Origin of the sequence: Psychromonas saccharinae (assembly GCF_051201515.1) — a bacterium.
In the GTDB taxonomy this organism is placed as follows: Bacteria; Pseudomonadota; Gammaproteobacteria; order Enterobacterales; family Psychromonadaceae; genus Psychromonas.
On record NZ_CP195153.1, the window covers coordinates 713624 to 733728 of the forward strand.

The window sequence follows — 20105 nt, forward strand, 5'->3', positions numbered from 1 at the left end:
TTTTAAATAAAGGCATAGGGTTACTATTATGAATAATTTACTTTCCATTCGCTCTTATAGTACAAAGCCAGTGAGTCATTCTCATCCATTCAATCAATTGGTATTGCCTTTACGTGGTGTGATTAACATACAAGTTGGTCGTTTTAATGGCAAGGTTGCACCGGGTGAATGTGTCGTTGTTAAGTGTAACGAAGAACACTTATTCACAGCAAACATAGAGGCTCGGTTTGTGGTTGCTGATATGGCGTTCCTTCCTGACAATATTTTATCTTCTCAACATATTGTTTTTGCAACTAATGATCCTCTAAAGCATTACCTCACATTTGTAGAAAAGCAATTAGAAAATAACGTTAATACTAAATTGGAGCTGGCGATGTTCGATATGTTTGCTTCATTACTTGCAGAGCAACCGTTATTAGCCAAAGTAGATCATCGTATTGCAAGCGTTATATCCTTTATCCAACAAAATATTGCCGAAAATATACAAATAAAAGACTTGGCTGCTTCTGTTTTCCTTAGTGAAACACAATTTAAAAAGGTATTTAAACAGCAAACTGGGCTCGCTGTGATGAAGTATGTAGCAAAACAGCGAATGGAAAAAGCCCAAGCCTTACTAACACATACCGATTATCCGTTACAGATAATTGGTGAAAAGGTTGGCTATAAAGATCTATCATCCTTTAGTCGCATCTTTTCGCAATACTTTGGCCTTTCCCCCACTAAGTTCAAAAAATAGATTGAGACTAAATGGCTAACAATTGCGTCTGAATGGTTAAAAATTTAATTGAAAATAAAGATACAATTGTGTGCATCATTTATTAGTCGCAGGTTGTATTATGGAAAGGGAAGGCAACGGTTTAAAAGGCGCGATAGCGATTATTGTTGCTAGCTTATTGTGGGGAACAACGGGCACTGCCGCAAGTTATTCACCTGATGTCAGTGCGTTAGCAATTGGCGCATTTTCTATGGGCATTGGTGGTTTGTTACTGGTTATTACTGCTAGAAAAAAACTCGTTGTCGATTATTACCAACTGCTGGAAAAACCTAGTTTATTGCTCTTAGGTGCGTTTTCTATCGCAATTTACCCATTAACATTTTATAGCGCAATGCGTTTATCTGGCGTTGCACTTGGTACGGTTGTTTCTATTGCAACGGCTCCTTTGTTTGCCGTTATTTTAGAGCGTCTAATTAGCAAAAAATCTATTTCACGACAATGGTGTGTAAGTTTTATTATTGGGGCGACAGGGATTGTTTTATTAGCGCTAGGTAGAGAAGCGACTACCCATGGTTCGCACGGTCATTTATTGACAACTGTTGGTATTTTATTGGGGGGTATTGCAGGATTAACTTATGCGACTTATTCATGGGTTACAAGGCGTTTAATTGAAAGTGGTGTGCATTCACAATCTGCAATGTCAGGACTATTTGGTTGTGCTGCACTATTATTATTGCCCTCATTATATTTTACAGGTGATAATTTGTTTGCAAGCCCAACCAATACTTTGGTATCACTATATATGGCTGTTATTCCTATGTTTTTAGGTTACTTGTTATTTTCCTTTGGCTTAAACTTTATTGATGCGAGTAAAGCAACATTAATCACGCTGATTGAACCATTGATGGCAACTCTTTTAGCCGTTTTAATCATTGGAGAAAGGTTTAAAGCTATGGGGTGGCTAGGTGTCGTACTGATATCACTCAGTCTATTTCTGCAAACATTAAAGCATCAATATCCAGAAAAAATAATCACAATATCAAGCTAACAATACAACTTTCTTGTTTCTAGAGACAAGAAAGTTTTTTAGCAATATATCTCTGAGAGCAGTCTTTATTGTCGTTATTCCTGGGGGATTGTTAGTACTATTTTACCGACATGTTTCTTTTTCAAAAAAATGCTCTGCGCTGTATTGATTTCTTCCAATGCAAAGGTCTGAGCGACGATTGGTTTTATTTTACCTTGCTCGATACACTTAACTAGATTTTGGAATACTTCGGGCTCAAGCAATGTACAGCCGAAAAAGCTTAAATCTTTTAAATAAAGTGTTCTGATATCTAATTCAACCAAAGCGCCGCCAATCGCACCTGATACTGCGTATCGACCTTTTGGTTTTAATAATTCTAAAAATGTTGGCCATTGTTTACCAGCCACTAAGTCGATCACTACATCAATGCAGTTTTCACCTAATATTTCAATTAAATTGGTATCTCGTGATACGACCTGATCTGCTCCTAAACTTAACAGCTGTTGATTTTTACTTGTACTGGTAATTGCAATAACATAGGCTCCACGCGCTTTAGCAAGTTGTACTGCTGCTGAGCCAACACCACCAGAGGCACCTGATATTAAGACTCTGTCACGTGATGTGACATTTGCTCGTGTTAACATATTTTCAGCGGTTGAGTAAGAGCAAGGAAATGAAGCCAATTCGATATCGGATAAGGTACTATTAATAACATAGGCATGCTTGGCTGCGACCACGGTAAATTGTGCAAAACCTCCATCACATTCTGAACCATAGTAGCCATTTTCGTCACTAAAACAAGGTTCGATTAACACGCGCTCCCCGATGCGTTTCTTACTAATATTATTACCTACTGCGACTATTATTCCACAGACATCTGCGCCTTGAATACGAGGAAAAACTAATGGCTCACCAGACCAACTTGCATCTGAGCTATTACTATCGTTTTTTGAGTACCAAGCGATTCGGGTATTAATATCGGTATTGTTTACTGCCGCTGCAGAAACGCGGATGATTACTTGATCTTCAGATGGGGAAGGTACTGGAATATCATCACGGTATTGAAGCATTTCAGGACCACCATGGCCTATTAGTTGAATGGCTTTCATCATATTCGGAATAGTCGTAGGCATTATTTATTTTCCTTTAAAAGTATTAAGAGTGCGGTCGCCAGATCTTCTCTCTGACTTTGCTGGCCTAATAAATGACAAATTTTTTGTTTGTGCTCTTTCACTGATTTACTGATAAAGGAATTATCTGGAAAGGCGGCAATAGCGTTCATCGACATGCATCCATGAGGTGCGAACTCTTCCATCCATTGTTCAAGTTTATTAAAAATATGAAAAATAGATTCAATACCTGGAGCGGGGGATTCCTTAAGTAAAAACGTGAGGTATCGTTGATGACGGTATTCAAGCGCAGCAACTATCATTCTCTCCTTAGAGGGATAGTGTTTATATAACGTTCGTAGACTGACATTGCATGCCGTTTTTAACTGAGCAACGCTAGGTTCCGCAAAACCATATTGACTGAAAGCTTTTTCAAGACTGATTGCGATTTTTTCTTTAATAATAGCCTCTCTGTAAGTAGAGTGTTTGTTCTACCTGTGTGGTAAAGTGTTCGCTCTACCTTTGTCAATGTGTTGTGATAGATGATTGAGAGGAGTTGCTTAATTAGTTGTTAATATTGCGTTGTCGACTTTAGTTTTACCTAAAGAAGAAAATTAATTCAGTCATATATCTTATCTTGGTAGCGTGACTCTTTTTTACAAGGTTTCCGAGGCTTATCATTTGTCATTATTTTTGTGCTTACGCTTTGAAAGGAAAAGGGGGCTATGCTAATTGGCTTTGTTAAGGAATATTTTTAATAAACATTTTATATCAGTACGTTACCGAAGCTATAATCATTGATTGCGATTCTATTATAGACGTATACTATTTATTTATATTACAACTAAACTAACTTATTTATATTACAAATAAGTTAGTTTAGTTGTAAAACTGAATCGATTCAGTCAATATTGTATTATCTTATTTAAATGTTGTGACTGAAATCATAATAGTATTTCGGTTAATCAAGCGATTGTTGCGAGCTATATAATGAAAATGAAATTAGAAGAGATTGCTAAATTAGCCGGCGTTTCTCGCACGACTGCCAGTTATGTGATTAATGGGAAGTCTGCTCAATATCGCATTAGTGAAAAAACCCAGAAAAAAGTGTTAGCGGTAGTGGATAAATATAATTACACGCCGAACTATGCTGCTAGCGCGTTAAGGGCAGGTAATAGCCATACGATGGGATTGCTTATTCCTGATTTAGAAAACTATAGTTATGCAAAGTTGGCTAAATTACTGGAACGAGATGCGAGAAAAGCAGGTTTTCAACTCATTATTTCATGTTCCGATGATGACCCTGAAACCGAAATGAATGTTGCGACAAGTCTTATTAGTCGCAGTATTGATGTACTGTTAGTGGCTAGCTCCTTACCTGCAGATAATGATTTTTATCGTTCGATTCAACGAAAAGGTGTGCCCGTTGTGGCGATTGACCGTTATTTGGATGACGAAATATTTGTGAGTGTAGTGAGTGAAGATCTTGATGGGGCCTTTGAATTAAGCGAATCATTGTTAGAAAAAAAAGTCGAGAGTATTGGCTTGATTGGTGCTGTTCCAGAACTGAGTATTTCTAAAGAACGCGAACAGGGTTTTAAAACTGCATTGGAAAAGCAGGCATATTCACCTAAGGTTATCTACGCCTATGGTGAGCATTTTAGTGCAGTTCAAGGTCAATACTTAACCCAACAATGGATTGATCAAGATTGTTTTCCAGATGCTATTTTAGTGACTTCTTATGCGTTATTCGAAGGTGTTCTCGATTGTTTATTAACCCATCCTGAATTACTCCAGAAAGTGGATTTAGCAACCTTTGGTGATAATCGTTTGCTCGATTTCTTACCGGTTAAAATCCAGTCCTTGGCTCAGCAACTTGAAATCATTGCAGAAAAAGCACTGCAACTTGCTTTGGCTGCTGCTAAAGGAAATTATAATCCTTGTATTGAGGTTATTTCTCGTCGATTAGTTAAAAGATAGGAAAGGGCTAAATCAAGATATTGATATCTTAAACAGCCCAATATATACCCGTTACCATTCAAGATGCAGAAATCAGCAAGACGAGAGGTGAGCAGATTCTAGGCATAAAGGTGAAGATTTAACGGGTTAAATCGAGACTTTATAACAACGAAGATGTTTGCCTCTCGTCTTGCCCTGCGGGTCACTAGCTCGTTTCTTATAAACCATGGCAATACTGCGTTATAACATTCGATAAGGACTAGCCATTAAAGATGTAAAGTCTTGTTTTTACATCTACCGATAGAGGATTAACGCAGTTAATCGCTCGAAAGGTCATCATGTTACGCCTTGCCTTGGTATCCGAGCTAGTGACTGATAAACGCATCTTGATTGGTAACGGGTATAGTTAACTAACAATGCTTATATTGCGTGGTTTATTTTTCAAGTTAGCGATAATGCTATTAATATGTTTTTCCTGCTTATCGATTTCACAACGAAATAACGGTTTAAGGTGTGCTTCGGATATTTCAATCACTCTATCAACTCGTTTTTTGTATTTATCTTCATGACCCAGAAATTCGGTCGTTATCCATGTTTTGACAATCTCTTCTGCAATGGCTGTTCCGATTATTTTTGCGCCGATACACAGAATATTCGTGTTGGAGTGTGAGCGTGCTAATTGTGCACAGAAGGGATCTTGGCATACTGCGGCATATAAACCTGATATTTTATTGGCGATTAATGCACTACCATATCCGACGCCATCAATAAAGATGCCTCGATCTGCTTTATTTTGTGCAACAGCGAGGGCTGCTGGGTAGATATAATCGGGCAGGTCGCATGATGCTTCGCTGTCGGTGCCAAAGTCGATTACCTGATGCCCCATCTTTTCTAGTAATATTTTTACTTCTTCTTTTAAACTAAAACCCGCGTGATCACAGGCAATTGCAATTTTCATAATATATACCTCTTTAATTCACTAGGGTACGAAAGATAAGCAGACCCTAAATACTTGAAATTTAAATTGATAAATAGATCTATCTTTAGTTGTGACTCACCCTGTACATTTTTAATTATGTATTTATTCAGTGCGATTATGATTTTTCAGTAATTAACACTTCGTTGGATAAACAAACTCCGATTAACATCAGAGTTTGTTTGCATTGAGGAAAGTTAAGCTGTAGTACTTGCTTGTTGTTGTGCTTTTTCTACTTGATTTTCATTTTTCTTAAGAAATGCATAACTGAATCCGGTCACTGCTGTACCTGCCGCAATGGCGACTAAGTACATTAATACCGGTGTAATTGCACCAGGAATAAGGAGAACAAAAAGACCGCCATGTGGCGCCATTAGTTGTGCGCCGAATAACATGGAAAGGGCACCGGTTAATGCGCCACCTGCCATACAAGCAGGAATCACACGCATTGGATCTTTAGCAGCAAATGGAATTGCGCCTTCAGAGATAAAGCAAAGACCTAATACAAAGGAGGCTTTACCGGCTTCTTTTTCGCTTGGAATAAATTTAGATTTAGCTAAAAATGTCGCGAGACCCATACCAAGTGCAGGTACCATACCCGCCGCCATAATTGCCGCCATTGGCGCGTAGGTTTGTGAGGCTAATAGACCGACGCCAAAGGTGTAGGCTGTTTTATTAACAGGGCCGCCTAAGTCGAAACACATCATTGCACCAAGAAGAATACCAAGCAATATTGCATTGGCAGAGCCCATGCTGCTAAGGAATTCTGTTAATGCCGTCATAATTGCAGAAACAGGGCCTCCGACGATGTAAATCATCACTAAGCCGGTTACTAAACTTGCTATCAATGGAATAATTAGTATTGGTTTAAGTGCTGCCATTGAGTCGGGTAGTTTGACTTTATCGGCAATAAATTTAGCGGCATAACCTGCAACAAAACCAGCAATAATACCACCTAGAAAGCCAGCCCCCGTAGAACTTGCTAACATGCCGCCAATTAAACCAGGGGCAAGGCCAGGGCGATCTGCAATTGAAAAGGCAATAAATCCTGCTAATACGGGCACCATAAGTGCAAAGGCTGAGCCGCCACCGATAGTCATTAATGCAGCGGCCAGTGTACCTTCTTCTTTAAATGCTTCGATACCGAATACAAAGGAAAGGGCAATCAATAAACCACCTGCAACAACAAGTGGTAGCATATGAGAGACACCTGTCATTAGATGCTTATAAATACCTGATTTTTCATTTTCAGTGGTGCTGTTAGTATTGTTGTTACCACCTTGATTTTGGTAAATCGTTGCCTGTGAAAAGGCGTTATTAATTTCCTGTTCTGTTTTCTTGAGTGCGAGACCTGTACTAGTTTTGTACAGTTTTTTACCATCAAAACGAGCTAAATCAACCTCAATATCAGCAGCAATAATTACCATATCGGCAGCATTAATGTCTTCTGCTGTTAATTGATTTTTTGCACCAACGGAGCCGCGTGTTTCAACTTTTACCTCATAACCAAGACGTTTACCTTCTTCTTCTAATGCTGCGGCTGCCATAAATGTATGGGCAACACCGGTTGGGCAAGCGGTAATCGCGACAATTTTTTTCATTTGTACAGAAGGGGAAGTGACTTGTGTAACCTGAGTGAGTATCTGGGCTTTTTCAACTGCATTTTGCAGGTAGCCTTTTACATCATTCAGACATTCTGCAATATCCGATTGGTATACTTTTTTGCCTTTAAAACGGCTGTTATCAACGTTAGTACTCGCAGCAATGATGATGCAGTCTGCTGCTTCAATCTGTGCTTGAGTTAATGTATCAACGGGACTAATACTGGATTGGCATTCAATATTCGCCTCCCAGTTTAACTCATCTGCTGCTTTTTTCATTAAGCCTGCAGCAATAACGCTGTTGGCTACGCCACTTGGGCATGCTGTCAATATAGCTATTTTCATTGTTGAGTCCTCTTATACATGGGTCAATTGAGTGGTTACTTGTATGGTTTGCTGCATTGCTTTTACTTTATTTATATCGTTAACACCGACACCGATTTGTGTTACTGCAAATGCTGCCAATGCAGTGGCGAAGCTTAAGCTCTGTGATTTGTCCCACTGGTTTAATTCTGACCAGCAAAGTCCTGCGACTAAGGTATCACCTGCTCCAACGGTACTTACGACATCCATTTTTTGTGGTATCGATTGCATCCAACCTGTTTTATCAAGCCAAAGCACGCCTTTGTCGCCTAGCGATATCACCACATTTTCACAGCCTTGCTGGTGTAACTTTTCGGCTGCGGCAGTGATATCAAAGGTACTGTTCAGTGTTTGACCGATAATTGCACTTAGCTCTTCATCGTTAGGTTTAATTAGGTATGGACTGGCTTTAATACCTGCTAGTAGTGCTTGATTACTACTATCAAAAAATACTTTTTTACCGAGCCTTTGTAAGGCTTCAATCCAGTCTGTTAACTGTTGGGTTGAAATGCCCTTTGGTAAGCTGCCTGCAATAACAAAAATGTCATGTGATTTAGCAAGTTCAAATAGAGTTTGTTCGAAGTCCTCTATTTCGGCGCTGTTGATGACGACGCCCGGAAAGTTAAGATCGCTTACTTGACCCGATTGTTCTACGATTTTTACATTGATGCGACTGGCACCGTCGACACGGATAAATTGATCCGTGATATTGAGTGACTCAAATAACTGTACAAAGGATTCTTGATTATCTGCACCAAGCAATCCAGTTACGGTCACTTCGGCACCAAGTTCAGCAAGAACCTTCGCAACATTAATCCCTTTACCAGCGGGATGAAGGCTGCCACTATCGAGGAGGTTTACAGTGCCTTTGTTCAGTACATCAAGTGTACCGGTTAGGTCTAATGCAGGATTTAATGTCACCGTGACAACCTTTAGAGTTGGATTCATGCTATTTTCTCCCCTAGACCTTCATTAATCGCTTTACCGATTGCAGCGAGTGCTTCATCTGCATCTTCACCTTGTGCTGTGAACTGTATTTTATGGCCAAATTTTATGCCCTGTGTCATGACTTTCATTAGGCTTTTCGCATTTTCCGTTTTTCCTGACCCATCTAGATTTGTCATTAGGATCTTGGACTTAAATTTTTTCGTTGTATTGACTAACATTGCACCAGGGCGGGCATGTAAACCATGTGGGTTTTTAATGGTAAAGGTTTGTTGGCTGCCTTCTATTTGTTCTTGAGTCAGCAAAGCGATGACCTCTTTTTCTGAACTACCTAATAATTGTTCGATTTTATTTTTATAGATAATATCAATCAGAAAATTTAAGTTTTTAAGATGCAATTCATTATTGCTGGCAATACAAAGTAAGCCTTTTACGGGGGTATTCTGATGTTGCAAAGAGTCAGCGTTGGTGACAAAGGATAGGGCTGTTTTTGTTACCCCTTGCTGACTACTGATTAACCAAAGGCCTTGACCTAAATGACTTGGATTACGGATGACGTCATCAACAAACTCATTATTTGCTGCACCTTGATTTTTTATTAAGCCAGCAGCGGTTGCGCTAAGTTGCATTAGTTGATTGGCAGGGAATTTAAGTTGGATTAAATCCGTATTAAATAATGTTTCGGTTTGTACTTTACCCGCCAGTAATTCAACGATGGTTTCAGCTTTATCAGCTTGTTTGAGTAGCTCTTCCACTCCTTCATTGGATAGGACTTTGGTGAGCTGTGTTAGGATCTTTAGATGTTCATCGGATTTAGCCGCGATGCCAATTGCGAGGTAAACCGTATTGCCATTTCCCCAATCAACACCTGCTGGAAAGTGATGTAGTACAACGCCGGTTTTATTAACCATTCCACGTGTATCTGTTGTGCCATGAGGGATTGCAATACCACTGCCTAAGAATGTTGAATTTTGTGTTTCACGAGCCAGCATGCCACCGCAGTAATCGGCTTCGACGTAGCCTTTTTTAGTCAGACTATTAGCGACAGATTTTATCGCTTGTGTTTTTTCTTCGGCGACTTGAGAAAGAAAAATATCACTGGTGTTAATTGTTAACATGGCTTATTCACCTCATCTTGCTAAGCTGAAGCGATTCAGCTTAAAAGTAAAAAAATATTCAGACAAATAAAGTTATTCTTTTTTTGCTACTGAATCGTTTCAGCTTTTATGTTGAAACGATTCAGCATAAATTGCAACTATTACAACTCATTTTTGTTTATTGGTTGTTCATAGCGCGATTTGGATCTCATATTTCTTTTTAGATCGTGCTTAACCACATAAAAAATACACGTTATGAAGCACACTTTTTAGCCGCACATTTACAACCTTTTTCAGAAAGTACAGCGCATTTTTTGTGGGGAAGGAGATGTTTTTGCTGAATCAAAGGCGAACGTTAAACAGCAATGATGAATAAGATAAACAGCAGTGATGAATAAATTGATGAGCAATAAAATAGAAATGAATAATGAAATTTGAATGCAAGAATTGGAAAGTCGTGGCTTGATAGTTATACCAATTGTATTCAGTTACTATCAAGCCAAAGTGTTATCTAAATGCTTTTTTAGGTGTTTCAATTTTATCTATTTGATATTCAGCGATAGTGAGTTGTTCAAAGGCCAGTGCAACCCAGCTACTAATTAGCATATCGTAATAAGGTTCAACACCACTACAACCAACCACGATATTACCGTAAACAAACGAACCAAAATATAAAATATCACCTTCGCGTAATGAAGCGGGATGTTGGGTTTGATGATTAATATTCGCTACACCGTCACGCCATGCCTGTTGTGCTTTTTTACGTGCTAATTCATCGAAAGGTGCCGTCCACTCTGCTGGAGTCCCAGTGGTATCTTCGACTAAAATCGCATCTTCAAATTTAGCTTCCCATGGTTTAATGGTCGGATCCATTACAACGATATGAAGTTCTTTTCGACATGTGCGCTCGAATAGGTTCATGATTGCAGGTTTAACAAGTTCAATCGCATCTAATGCAATGTCTTTTTGGTTTCTCATTGTGTCACTCCATCACTGACTCGTTTATTTATAACGGGCTTATTTTACTTTATTTAGGTTTACAGTGCCGCCAACATAAGCACGATAACTAATATTATAATAACACAAGTGTAAATATTGAAAGTTGCCACAGATACAATTTTTGAAACTAAACTGATGTTTCAAAGATTTATGCTCATGGTGATATTCTGAATTTTATTTTCATCTTTGCGGTTAATTTTGTTACAGTTTTCGCCTTATTTTTAATGGATAACGTTGATGATTATAAAAGAGATTTATTTTGCAGGTGGTTGTTTATGGGGCGTGCAGGAGTTTATGCGTCATTTACCCGGTGTGATAAGTACCGAAGCAGGACGAGCAAATGGCGCTTCTTCAACAACAAAATCGGATTATGATGGGTATGCTGAATGTGTTCGGATTGAATTTGACACAGAAGCGGTGTCAATTGTTGAATTAATGGGGTATTTCTTTGAGATTATTGATCCCTATAGTGTCAATCGTCAGGGAGAAGATGTGGGTGAAAAATACCGGACGGGTGTTTATAGTGAAAGTACAGCTGACCTTGATATTGTTAGGCAATATATTACTAAACGCGATGATGCCGACAAAGTAGTCGTGGAAATAAAACCACTTTCCAATTATGTGAAAAGTGATGATGAACATCAGGATCGTTTAACTTTACGACCAGATGATTATTGCCATATTCCGATGGATTTATTACATAAATACCGCAATAAGTAATAAGTTCCGTGGGTTAACGTTGGGGAAGTTTTTCTTCGTTGTGGTGGTTAGTATGATCACCTTAACTGCTTTAAGTTAAGGTGAACGCTGAGGTGGTTTGTGGTCTTTTTCGATTGCTCTTTATTGCATAGCAACTTGAAGATTCGCAATTTCAGGTGCTTGATATCCTGGTTTTTTGATAATTAATGTTAATAACAATGAGATAACGAGAAGTGTCATAATCATGTAGAAAGTGGGAATAAATCCACCAAATATTGATGCGACAATAGACCCTGCAATACTACCGATACCAAATCCAAGATAAATCACACCGTAGTTTTTCGTTAAGTTGTCTAAGCCAAAGAAATCGCTGATAAGTGATGGGTAAACGGTAATCGTGCCACCAAAGCTAAATGCAATACAGGCAACTGAAAAGTAAAATGTGGTGTTATTGGGTGCGCCAAAGACAAGTGCTGCTACACCAATAAAGGCAATTAAGATAGCAAGTCCGATCACTTTCATTCGATCTATTTTGTCCGATAACACACCTAGAACAAGTCGACCACCAAGATTCGCAACGGCGATAACAGCAACAGAACTGGCTGCAGAAGCAACGGATAAGTGGATGTAGTTTTCACCGATGTCTTTTGCCACACCGATAACATATAGCCCACTCATGCAAATAGTGAGGAAAATAGTGGCGAGCATCCAAAACTGACTCGTTTTGATGGTTTCAGCTAATGTAAATTCACCGGCCATCGCTGCTTCTTTTAATGGTGTTGATACATTTGAAGTAATCATTTTTTTTGGCGCATCTGCCATTAATAAACCGCCAATGATCACGATCACCATGGCAATGATTCCCCAATATTGAAAAGCTTGTTCAAGGTTGAAATGATTGAGCAGATACATATTAATGTATTTAAAACCTAAGCTACCTAAGCCGTAGGCACCAATTGCACAGGCTGAAGCGAGGCCTTTGTTTTTTGGAAAGAATTTAACGCAGTTCGATAGTGTCATTAGGTAACCCGTGCCATCGGCAAAGCCAACCAGCAACCCTGCACAAATATAAATCATCGCTAGGTTGGTTGCATGTGCCGAAAGTAATAAGCTTGCACCAAGTAGAAGGCCTGCGCCAATGGTTACTTTTCTGACCCCGAAGCGATCCTGTAGTTTTCCTGAAATCGATGATGCAAAGGCAAGGGCTAAACTTAAAATACCAAATGAGAATGCAACTTGGCTAATTGGTTCATCGAGTTTTTCTGCGATAGGTGAATTAAATAAACTCCAGGTATAAACAGAACCAAGGGCGAATTGAGCCATCACGGTGCCAACTAATGTAAACCATTTTTTTTGATTGGATTGGGATGTTTTCATTGTCTTATCTCCTCAACATTTAAGTTTAAAAAGCGGTCTAAACCACCTCAGTTGAGATCAAATTACAACAAAAAATAGACATTACAATATGTAGGGGAAAGTATAAAATGAAATGCAATTCAGTGGCATGAATTGCATTATTTGAGCATGAATTACAAGTTCATTAATTCTCTAAATTGTTTGATGTTGCCTCGGCTAACGGGCACTTTTTCTTTTTCATTGTGTAATTTTAGAAGATAAGTACTGTTTGCCCAGGGGATAATTTCTTCAATACGCTTGAGGTTGACACAATAGGAGCGGTGACTTCGGAAGAACACTTTACTGGGTAATTTATTCATTAATTCGCTGATTGTGTAATTGGCGATATACGTACCACTCTCGGTATGTACTTCGGTTATTTTTTCATTTGCTTCTGCATAAATGATATTGTCAATGGGCATAATGCGAATACGATTATCACGCGACAAATTTATGCTAGTTGCCGTTTCGGGGCCTTCTTCTGTTGGCAACAGCGCGTTAGCATGATCTTCTAGTTTAGTTAATAATCGCTGCACGCGTTTTTCGTCTAGGGGCTTTAATAGGTAATCAAAGGCTTCTAGGTCAAAGGCTTCTAATGCATGCTCTTTATAGGCGGTAGTGAATACTATTTGTGGACGCTGCGCAAACTGATGAATATTACGGGCGAGCATCATGCCGTCGATTGACGGGATATTAATATCCAGAAAAACAATATCAACGGTATTTGTTTGTAAGTATTTAAATGCTTCAAGTCCATCGTCAAAGTCACTGACGATTTTAATCTCGCTGTAAGTCTTGATTAGATAATTAAGTTCTTCTCTGGCGAGGTATTCATCTTCGACAATAATTGCTGTTAGCATGTTTCCTCCTGCATATCGGTTACATTAAAGGACACTTCTGTTCCGTGCTCTCGACGTTGAATATCAAGTCCTTCGCCATATAATAAGCTGACGCGTTGATGCACATTTGCCATGCCAATGTGTTTACTGCCAAGTGAGCCTTGGTAAATACGTGGAATCACGTCGGGGTCGATACCAACGCCCGTATCGGCAATTGTTATTTTGACTTTTGCTCCTTGTTTTTTTACTGAAATGGTCACTATACCGGGGCTACGGGCGGGCACAATGCCATGTTGTATTGCATTTTCAACAAGTGGTTGAATAAGTAAAGAGGGGATTTTTGTGTGGACGCCATCGATATCAAATTTGACCGTGAGCTTATCACCGAATCGTGCTTGTTCAATAGCAACATAATCTTGTACTTGGGTGATTTCTTCTTGTATATCAATTAATTCATCGCCTTTCTCTAAGTTAAATCTTAAAAAGCTGGCGAGATTGGCGATCAATTGCCGTGCTTGATCGGGTTTTATCCGTACTAAGGTTGAAATCGCATTTAAGGAATTAAATAAGAAGTGTGGATTAATTTTATTTTGGAGGGCTGAAAATTCGGCTTTACTAGCCATGGTTTTCAATTGCTCCATTTTAGATACTTCAAGCTGTGTTGAGATGAGGTGCGATAAACCGATTGCCATTTCTCGTAGCGCATGACGAATGCGGTGCGGTTGACTATAGAAAATTTTCAAGGTGCCTGTGACTTGGCCATTTTCCCAGAGTGGAATGATTAACAGTGAATGAAAATGATGGACATTCAGGTTGTTACTGATGATCTGTTGCCCTAAATTCACGGCTTGTTGCGTCATGTAACTGATTTTATGGTGGGAATCGAGGAAGTTTTCTTCCCCCATGCCGACGTAGGCTTTTACTGCACTAGTGTCGGTGATAGCGACGGCATCGGCATCGGTTTCTCGACGAATAATTGCACAAACTTTTACTAATGAATCTCGGTCATTTTTTCGAAAATGCGGGAGTGTCATATTGGCAATTTTTAGTGCTTGTTTCGCTTGCATTGCGGCGAGCTTGTCTTTTTCATCGTCAAGATCTTGAACAAGAATAATAATTAATCCAATACAGACGGTGCCAGTGATCATCGGTATTGAAATTTGTTCAACAATGGATAAGGCTAATTCGGAACTATTATTGAGTAGCAGAATAAGAATCATGGTCAAGCCTTCACAGAACATACCCGCTGCAATACCGTATTTCGCATAGTTCTTCTTATCACTGCGTAGATGGATCCAAGTAGCCAATACACCCGCTAATGTACTGGTTATTAAACAAGCCATCGAGGTTGGACCTGCAATATCGATCCAATAACGATGGATGCCGGAAATCACCCCCGCTGAAATACCTACCCAAGGGCCAAACAGAATACCGCCACAGATAATCGCAATAATACGAACATTGACGACTGAACCATAAACATCAATCCCTGTGTAGGTACTGAATACGGCAAAGAAAACAAATAACACTAAAATCAATGCCGTTTCTCTGGGGGTACGGTGATGTTTGATAACGATTTGTTGAAAAAGTTGTGTTCGGGTTAGCAGAAAAAGTGCCATTAACATTAAAGCGGCACGTTCAAATACGGCCAATAACATAGTGAATTGTTCTAAATACAAGGGAGCCTCACTGAGGTATGTGATACCAATCAGCTTAATTATTTATGATGGGTAAATCTTCACAATATTAATTAAGTGAAAGTAGTGAAAAAGAATAGAGTGAAGTGTAACGAAAAAGTGGGACAAAATTAATGAGAAAAATCAAATTGCTTGTCGGCATTTTTTTGAACACCGATGTGATGTGGTTTGTATTGCACCGTTATTTGTCATTATTAAGACGAAGTCGCTTCGTTAATAGGATGCATATTTCTGCTAATAAGTACGCTAATTATTTAGTTAATGTCTTGTTTAAAAGTCTTTTCTCCGCTCTATATTCCTATTTCTTATAAAAAAGACGGTTTTGTTATTTATTATTGATCGACTAAATCATTACTATGCTATCCATGCAACGTCTTAATAAGGATCGAATAGTCATGTCATCGAATGAATCGTTAACCGTCATCAGTCCGCTGAATGATACGCAAATGCAGGGGCTGCAACAGGCAGCATCCGGGCTATCTTCTCAGCAATCGGCTTGGGTGAGTGGTTATTTCTGGGGATTAAGCCAGAACCAAAGCAATGGAGCTATTCCAAATGCTGCCCCACAAATTGTAGCGACTGCCGCCACTGAAACACCTAAAAAACTAACCATTATCTACGCATCTCAAACGGGTAATGCGAAAGGGCTTGCGGGTAATTTACAGGAGAAAGCTGCTGTACAGGGGATTTCTGCTGAGGTGGTTGCTGCTGGTGATTACAAAGGTAAGAACCTAGCCAAAGAAACGCATGTTGTATTTGTTGCGTCGACCAATGGTGAAGGTGAAGCACCCGATGATGCGATTGATTTACATGATTTTTTACAATCGAAAAAAGCACCGAAACTCGCAGATCTTAAGTATGCGGTTTTAGCTTTAGGCGATTCTAGCTATGAATTCTTTTGTCAAACCGGTAAAGATTTCGATGCATTCCTTAGTCAATTAGGCGCAACGCCGATCGTCGAACGAGTCGATTGTGATGTTGATTATGAAGAGTCTGCAAGTCAATGGATCGATTTATTATTAAGTAAAATTAAAGAAAGTTTTGCACAGCAAGCGACAACTACGAGTGTTGTTACTGCTGCGGAGACTGCTACTGCTTCACAGTACAATAAGCAAAATCCTTTTAGTGCAGAGTTATTAACTAGTCAAAAAATTACTGGGCGTGATTCAAGCAAAGATGTTCATCATATTGAGATTGACCTTGATGAATCTGGCTTAACTTACCAACCCGGTGACGCACTCGGTGTATGGTATGAAAATGATGCACAACTGGTTGATGGGATTTTAGCAAAAGTTGGCTTAAGCGGCGATGAATCCGTTGATGTTGATGGCGAGTCTACCACCATTAAACAAGCATTAATCAGTCACTATGAAATTACAGCGGCTAATCCGCAATTAGTGAACAAATATGCTGAGTTATCTGGCAGTAAGCGTTTAGCTAAGCTAGTTGAAGATAAAGATAAGCTACGTGAATATGCGGGCAATACACAGTTCATCGATTTATTAGCAGAGAAGAAAACGGCATTAACAGCCGAACAACTTCAAGGTTTATTACGTCGTTTAACGCCACGTTTATATTCAATCGCTTCAAGCCAAGCGGAAGTCGATGAAGAAGTTCATTTAACGGTCGGTGTTGTGGAATATCAACAGGGCGATGAAAAACGTTCGGGCGGTGCTTCTAGTTATTTAGCAAAACGCTTAGAAGAAGGCGATAAAGTGAAGGTGTTTGTTGAACCAAATAATCACTTTAAATTACCTGAAGACGATGATGCACCTGTGATTATGATTGGTCCAGGAACGGGGATTGCACCTTTCAGATCCTTTGTACAAGAGCGTGATAATCGTGATGCAGAGGGTGATAACTGGTTATTCTTTGGTGACCGTTCATTTACGCAGGATTTCCTATACCAAGTTGAATGGCAAAAATACTTAAAATCAGGTCTTGTTTCACGTATTGATTTAGCTTTTAGCCGAGATCAAAAAGAAAAAATTTATGTTCAAGATCGTCTTCTAGAACAAGCTGAGCAAGTGTGGGATTGGATTCAGTCGGGTGCTTATATTTATGTGTGTGGCGACGCAACTCACATGGCAAAAGATGTTAACCAAGCATTGCTGACTATTATTGAAAAGCAAGGCGGCAAAAACACTGAACAAGCTGAGCAATACCTTAATGAATTGCGTAAAGCGAAACGTTATCAAAAGGATGTCTACTAATGAGTAATGAAAAACTATTGAATGAAGATTTAGGTCCTCTTTCTGATAATGAGCGTCTTAAGGGCGAAAGTAACTTTTTACGCGGCACCATTGCAGAAGATTTACAAGATACGATGACCGGTGGGTTTAGCGCGGATAACTTTCAGTTAATTCGTTTCCACGGTATGTATCAACAGGATGATCGCGATATCCGTGCTGAACGCTCAAAACAAAAGCTAGAGCCTTTGCATAATGTAATGTTACGTGCTCGTATGCCAGGTGGTGTTATCACGCCTAAACAGTGGTTAGATATTGATAAATTTGCTTCTGAACATACGATGTATGGCAGTATTCGTTTAACAACTCGCCAGACTTTTCAGTTTCATGGCGTGTTAAAACCAAATATTAAACATATGCATCAAATGCTGGACAAAACCGGGATTGATTCCATTGCGACTGCGGGTGATGTAAATCGTAATGTGTTATGTACCTCTAATCCTATTGAATCTGAATTACATCAAGAAGCCTATGAATGGGCGACTAAAATCAGTGAACATTTACTACCGAAAACACGTGCCTATGCTGAAATTTGGCTAGACGGTGAAAAAGTTGAAGGTGGTGATCAAGAACCGATTTTAGGCAGTAACTATTTACCGCGTAAATTTAAAACAACGGTTGTTATTCCGCCACAAAATGATGTGGATATTCATGCGAATGACCTTAACTTTATTGCGATCGCAAACGAAGGCAAGTTAGTTGGCTTTAACGTATTAGTGGGTGGTGGACTTGCCATGACCCATGGTGATAAGTCGACTTACCCTCGACGTGCCGATGACTTTGGGTTTATTTCCGTTGAAGATACGTTGAAAATAGCTGAAGCGGTGGTAACGACCCAGCGTGATTGGGGAAATCGTTCAAACCGTAAAAATGCGAAAACAAAATATACATTAGATCGTGTTGGTATTGACGTCTTTAAGCAAGAAGTTGAAAACCGTGCTGGGATTACCTTTGAGCCTAGTCGTCCCTACGAATTCACTGCACGCGGTGATCGTATCGGTTGGGTTGAAGGTTTTGATGGTAAGCATCATTTAGCGTTATTTATCGAAAATGGTCGTCTGCTGGACTACCCTGGCAAACCACTCAAAACTGGTGTGGCAGAAATTGCGAAGATCCATAAAGGCGATCTGCGTATGACGGCGAATCAGAATTTGATTATTGCCGGTGTTGCAACGAAAGATAAAACTAAAATCGATAAGATTGCTCGTCAACATGGGTTGATTGATGATGGTGTTACTGAGCAACGTAAAAACTCAATGGCATGTGTTGCTTTCCCTACCTGTCCGTTGGCGATGGCGGAAGCTGAGCGATTTTTACCGAGCTTTGTTACCCAAGTTGAAGGTCTGTTAGAAAAAAATAACGTAGCCGACGAACATATTATTCTGCGCGTTACTGGTTGTCCAAACGGTTGTGGGCGAGCGATGCTAGCTGAAGTTGGTCTAATTGGTAAAGGTCCTGGTCGTTATAATTTATACCTAGGGGGTAATACAAACGGTACGCGTATTCCTAAAATGTATAAAGAGAACATCACTGATACGCAGATTCTTGAAGAACTCGATAATTTAATTGCGCTTTGGGCTGCTGAACGCGATGACGGTGAAGGTTTCGGCGATTTCGTTATTCGTAAAAAAATCGTTGATGAAGTGATTATTTCAAAAAGGGATTTTCATGACTAATTGGCAATTATCAGAGTTAACTGCACTTTCTAAAAGCGAACAAACTAGTTTATTGGCTGAGACCAATACAATGCTAGAAAGTTTGACCGCGCAAGAACGTGTGGCATGGGCACTGGAACACCTAGAAGGTGAGTTCGTACTCAGTTCGAGTTTTGGCATCCAAGCCGCTGTCATGTTGCATTTACTGACTCAGATAAAGCCAGATATACCTGTAATTTTGACGGACACTGGGTACTTGTTTAAAGAGACGTATCAGTTTATTGATCAATTAACTGAACGATTAAACCTTAATTTACAGGTTTTCCAAGCAAAGCAATCGCCGAAATGGCAGGAAGCACGCTATGGTAAGTTGTGGGAACAAGGCATAGAAGGCATTGAAAAGTATAATAAACTCAATAAAGTTAAGCCAATGAAAGACGCTTTTCAGTCTCTGAATGCAGGCACTTGGTTTTCAGGTTTAAGACGAGAGCAGTCTGAATCACGTTCTCATCTCCCCATTTTAGCGATTCAAAATGGTGTTTTTAAATTTTTACCGGTCATTGATTGGACCAATAAAGATGTTCATTATTACCTGCAAGAACACGAATTGCCATATCATCCCTTGCGAGATGAAGGATATCTTTCTATGGGCGATACTCATACTACACGTAAATGGGAAGAAGGAATGCGTGAGGAAGATACGCGCTTCTTTGGTCTTAAACGTGAATGTGGATTGCATGAGGCAGAATCCGACGGTTCCGGTATTTAAATCCGTAATAA

17 protein-coding genes and 1 pseudogene are annotated in these 20105 nt (G+C 39.5%); 7 read left to right on the forward strand and 11 right to left on the reverse strand.

What is annotated here, in order from left to right:
* The first annotated feature begins 28 nt into the window (after positions 1–28).
* Together ACR30L_RS03220 and ACR30L_RS03225 are read left to right on the forward strand one after the other, a co-directional pair.
* Positions 29–736, forward strand: coding sequence for a helix-turn-helix domain-containing protein (locus ACR30L_RS03220; protein WP_435236607.1), 708 nt, complete (start codon positions 29–31; stop codon positions 734–736).
* Between the two features lie 100 nt (positions 737–836).
* Complete coding sequence (locus ACR30L_RS03225) at positions 837–1763, forward strand: DMT family transporter (RefSeq protein ID WP_435237866.1); 927 nt, start codon at positions 837–839, stop codon at positions 1761–1763.
* Positions 1764–1837: 74 nt separating this feature from the next.
* Here ACR30L_RS03225 and ACR30L_RS03230 read toward each other — a convergent pair whose 3' ends face one another.
* The 3 genes and pseudogenes from ACR30L_RS03230 to ACR30L_RS03240 all read right to left on the reverse strand — a co-directional run.
* Positions 1838–2875, reverse strand: coding sequence for an alcohol dehydrogenase family protein (locus tag ACR30L_RS03230; RefSeq protein ID WP_435236608.1), 1038 nt, complete (start codon positions 2873–2875; stop codon positions 1838–1840).
* Complete coding sequence (locus tag ACR30L_RS03235) at positions 2875–3174, reverse strand: hypothetical protein (protein WP_435236609.1); 300 nt, start codon at positions 3172–3174, stop codon at positions 2875–2877. Before ACR30L_RS03235 ends, ACR30L_RS03230 begins: the two co-directional genes overlap by 1 nt.
* A pseudogene (locus tag ACR30L_RS03240) lies at positions 3175–3315 on the reverse strand (TetR/AcrR family transcriptional regulator); the annotation flags it as partial.
* Between the two features lie 526 nt (positions 3316–3841).
* Between ACR30L_RS03240 and cra the strand changes: the two are divergent.
* Complete coding sequence (gene cra / locus ACR30L_RS03245) at positions 3842–4831, forward strand: catabolite repressor/activator (protein ID WP_435236610.1); 990 nt, start codon at positions 3842–3844, stop codon at positions 4829–4831.
* 385 nt (positions 4832–5216) lie between these two features.
* Here the strand turns inward: cra and rpiB are convergent, their stop codons facing one another.
* The 5 genes from rpiB to ACR30L_RS03270 all read right to left on the reverse strand — a co-directional run bounded on the left by rpiB (position 5217) and on the right by ACR30L_RS03270 (position 10770).
* On the reverse strand, positions 5217–5768 hold the full coding sequence (rpiB, locus tag ACR30L_RS03250) for a ribose 5-phosphate isomerase B (protein ID WP_435236611.1): 552 nt from the start codon (positions 5766–5768) through the stop codon (positions 5217–5219).
* A gap of 215 nt (positions 5769–5983) precedes the next feature.
* Positions 5984–7732, reverse strand: a complete 1749-nt coding sequence (gene fruA, locus ACR30L_RS03255) for a PTS fructose transporter subunit IIBC (protein WP_435236612.1) — start codon at positions 7730–7732, stop codon at positions 5984–5986.
* Between the two features lie 12 nt (positions 7733–7744).
* Positions 7745–8698: a 1-phosphofructokinase gene (gene pfkB, locus ACR30L_RS03260; protein WP_435236613.1), complete on the reverse strand. Its 954-nt coding sequence runs from the start codon at positions 8696–8698 to the stop codon at positions 7745–7747.
* Positions 8695–9813: a fused PTS fructose transporter subunit IIA/HPr protein gene (fruB, locus tag ACR30L_RS03265; protein WP_435236614.1), complete on the reverse strand. Its 1119-nt coding sequence runs from the start codon at positions 9811–9813 to the stop codon at positions 8695–8697. Before fruB ends, pfkB begins: the two co-directional genes overlap by 4 nt.
* Before the next feature lie 486 nt (positions 9814–10299).
* Positions 10300–10770 (reverse strand): hypothetical protein, encoded by a 471-nt coding sequence (locus ACR30L_RS03270; protein WP_435236615.1) that lies wholly within the window; start codon positions 10768–10770, stop codon positions 10300–10302.
* Between the two features lie 258 nt (positions 10771–11028).
* On the opposite strand from ACR30L_RS03270, the gene ACR30L_RS03275 reads away from it, so the two are divergent.
* Positions 11029–11511 carry a peptide-methionine (S)-S-oxide reductase gene (locus ACR30L_RS03275; RefSeq protein WP_435236616.1) on the forward strand — a complete coding sequence of 161 codons (483 nt, stop codon included), beginning with the start codon at positions 11029–11031 and terminating at the stop codon, positions 11509–11511.
* A 120-nt stretch (positions 11512–11631) separates the two neighbouring features.
* Here ACR30L_RS03275 and ACR30L_RS03280 read toward each other — a convergent pair whose 3' ends face one another.
* The 3 genes from ACR30L_RS03280 to ACR30L_RS03290 form a co-directional block, all read right to left on the reverse strand.
* Entirely contained in the window at positions 11632–12867 is a 1236-nt protein-coding gene (locus ACR30L_RS03280; protein WP_435236617.1) for an L-lactate MFS transporter, read from the reverse strand.
* Between the two features lie 152 nt (positions 12868–13019).
* Entirely contained in the window at positions 13020–13745 is a 726-nt protein-coding gene (locus ACR30L_RS03285; RefSeq protein WP_435236618.1) for a LytR/AlgR family response regulator transcription factor, read from the reverse strand.
* Positions 13739–15403 carry a LytS/YhcK type 5TM receptor domain-containing protein gene (locus tag ACR30L_RS03290; RefSeq protein ID WP_435236619.1) on the reverse strand — a complete coding sequence of 555 codons (1665 nt, stop codon included), beginning with the start codon at positions 15401–15403 and terminating at the stop codon, positions 13739–13741. Before ACR30L_RS03290 ends, ACR30L_RS03285 begins: the two co-directional genes overlap by 7 nt.
* 413 nt (positions 15404–15816) lie before the next feature.
* Between ACR30L_RS03290 and ACR30L_RS03295 the strand changes: the two genes are divergently transcribed.
* The 3 genes from ACR30L_RS03295 to ACR30L_RS03305 are packed head-to-tail and all read left to right on the forward strand — an operon-like array spanning position 15817 to position 20094.
* Positions 15817–17634: an assimilatory sulfite reductase (NADPH) flavoprotein subunit gene (locus tag ACR30L_RS03295; protein ID WP_435236620.1), complete on the forward strand. Its 1818-nt coding sequence runs from the start codon at positions 15817–15819 to the stop codon at positions 17632–17634.
* Positions 17634–19346, forward strand: coding sequence for an assimilatory sulfite reductase (NADPH) hemoprotein subunit (gene cysI / locus ACR30L_RS03300; protein WP_435236621.1), 1713 nt, complete (start codon positions 17634–17636; stop codon positions 19344–19346). Before ACR30L_RS03295 ends, cysI begins: the two co-directional genes overlap by 1 nt.
* Positions 19339–20094, forward strand: coding sequence for a phosphoadenylyl-sulfate reductase (locus ACR30L_RS03305; protein ID WP_435236622.1), 756 nt, complete (start codon positions 19339–19341; stop codon positions 20092–20094). Before cysI ends, ACR30L_RS03305 begins: the two co-directional genes overlap by 8 nt.
* The last annotated feature ends 11 nt before the right edge of the window (positions 20095–20105 follow it).

Excerpts from the sequence above, each read along its gene's own strand:
- ACR30L_RS03230 (WP_435236608.1), bottom strand. The coding sequence starts at position 2,875 with ATGCCTACGACTATTCCGAATATGATGAAAGCCATTCAACTAATAGGC.
- fruA (WP_435236612.1), bottom strand. The coding sequence starts at position 7,732 with ATGAAAATAGCTATATTGACAGCATGCCCAAGTGGCGTAGCCAACAGC.
- ACR30L_RS03275 (WP_435236616.1), top strand. The coding sequence starts at position 11,029 with ATGATTATAAAAGAGATTTATTTTGCAGGTGGTTGTTTATGGGGCGTG.
- fruB (WP_435236614.1), bottom strand. The coding sequence starts at position 9,813 with ATGTTAACAATTAACACCAGTGATATTTTTCTTTCTCAAGTCGCCGAA.
- ACR30L_RS03220 (WP_435236607.1), top strand. The coding sequence starts at position 29 with ATGAATAATTTACTTTCCATTCGCTCTTATAGTACAAAGCCAGTGAGT.
- ACR30L_RS03225 (WP_435237866.1), top strand. The coding sequence starts at position 837 with ATGGAAAGGGAAGGCAACGGTTTAAAAGGCGCGATAGCGATTATTGTT.
- ACR30L_RS03235 (WP_435236609.1), bottom strand. The coding sequence starts at position 3,174 with ATGATAGTTGCTGCGCTTGAATACCGTCATCAACGATACCTCACGTTT.
- cra (WP_435236610.1), top strand. The coding sequence starts at position 3,842 with ATGAAAATGAAATTAGAAGAGATTGCTAAATTAGCCGGCGTTTCTCGC.
- cysI (WP_435236621.1), top strand. The coding sequence starts at position 17,634 with ATGAGTAATGAAAAACTATTGAATGAAGATTTAGGTCCTCTTTCTGAT.
- pfkB (WP_435236613.1), bottom strand. The coding sequence starts at position 8,698 with ATGAATCCAACTCTAAAGGTTGTCACGGTGACATTAAATCCTGCATTA.
- ACR30L_RS03295 (WP_435236620.1), top strand. The coding sequence starts at position 15,817 with ATGTCATCGAATGAATCGTTAACCGTCATCAGTCCGCTGAATGATACG.
- ACR30L_RS03280 (WP_435236617.1), bottom strand. The coding sequence starts at position 12,867 with ATGAAAACATCCCAATCCAATCAAAAAAAATGGTTTACATTAGTTGGC.
- ACR30L_RS03270 (WP_435236615.1), bottom strand. The coding sequence starts at position 10,770 with ATGAGAAACCAAAAAGACATTGCATTAGATGCGATTGAACTTGTTAAA.
- ACR30L_RS03305 (WP_435236622.1), top strand. The coding sequence starts at position 19,339 with ATGACTAATTGGCAATTATCAGAGTTAACTGCACTTTCTAAAAGCGAA.
- ACR30L_RS03285 (WP_435236618.1), bottom strand. The coding sequence starts at position 13,745 with ATGCTAACAGCAATTATTGTCGAAGATGAATACCTCGCCAGAGAAGAA.
- rpiB (WP_435236611.1), bottom strand. The coding sequence starts at position 5,768 with ATGAAAATTGCAATTGCCTGTGATCACGCGGGTTTTAGTTTAAAAGAA.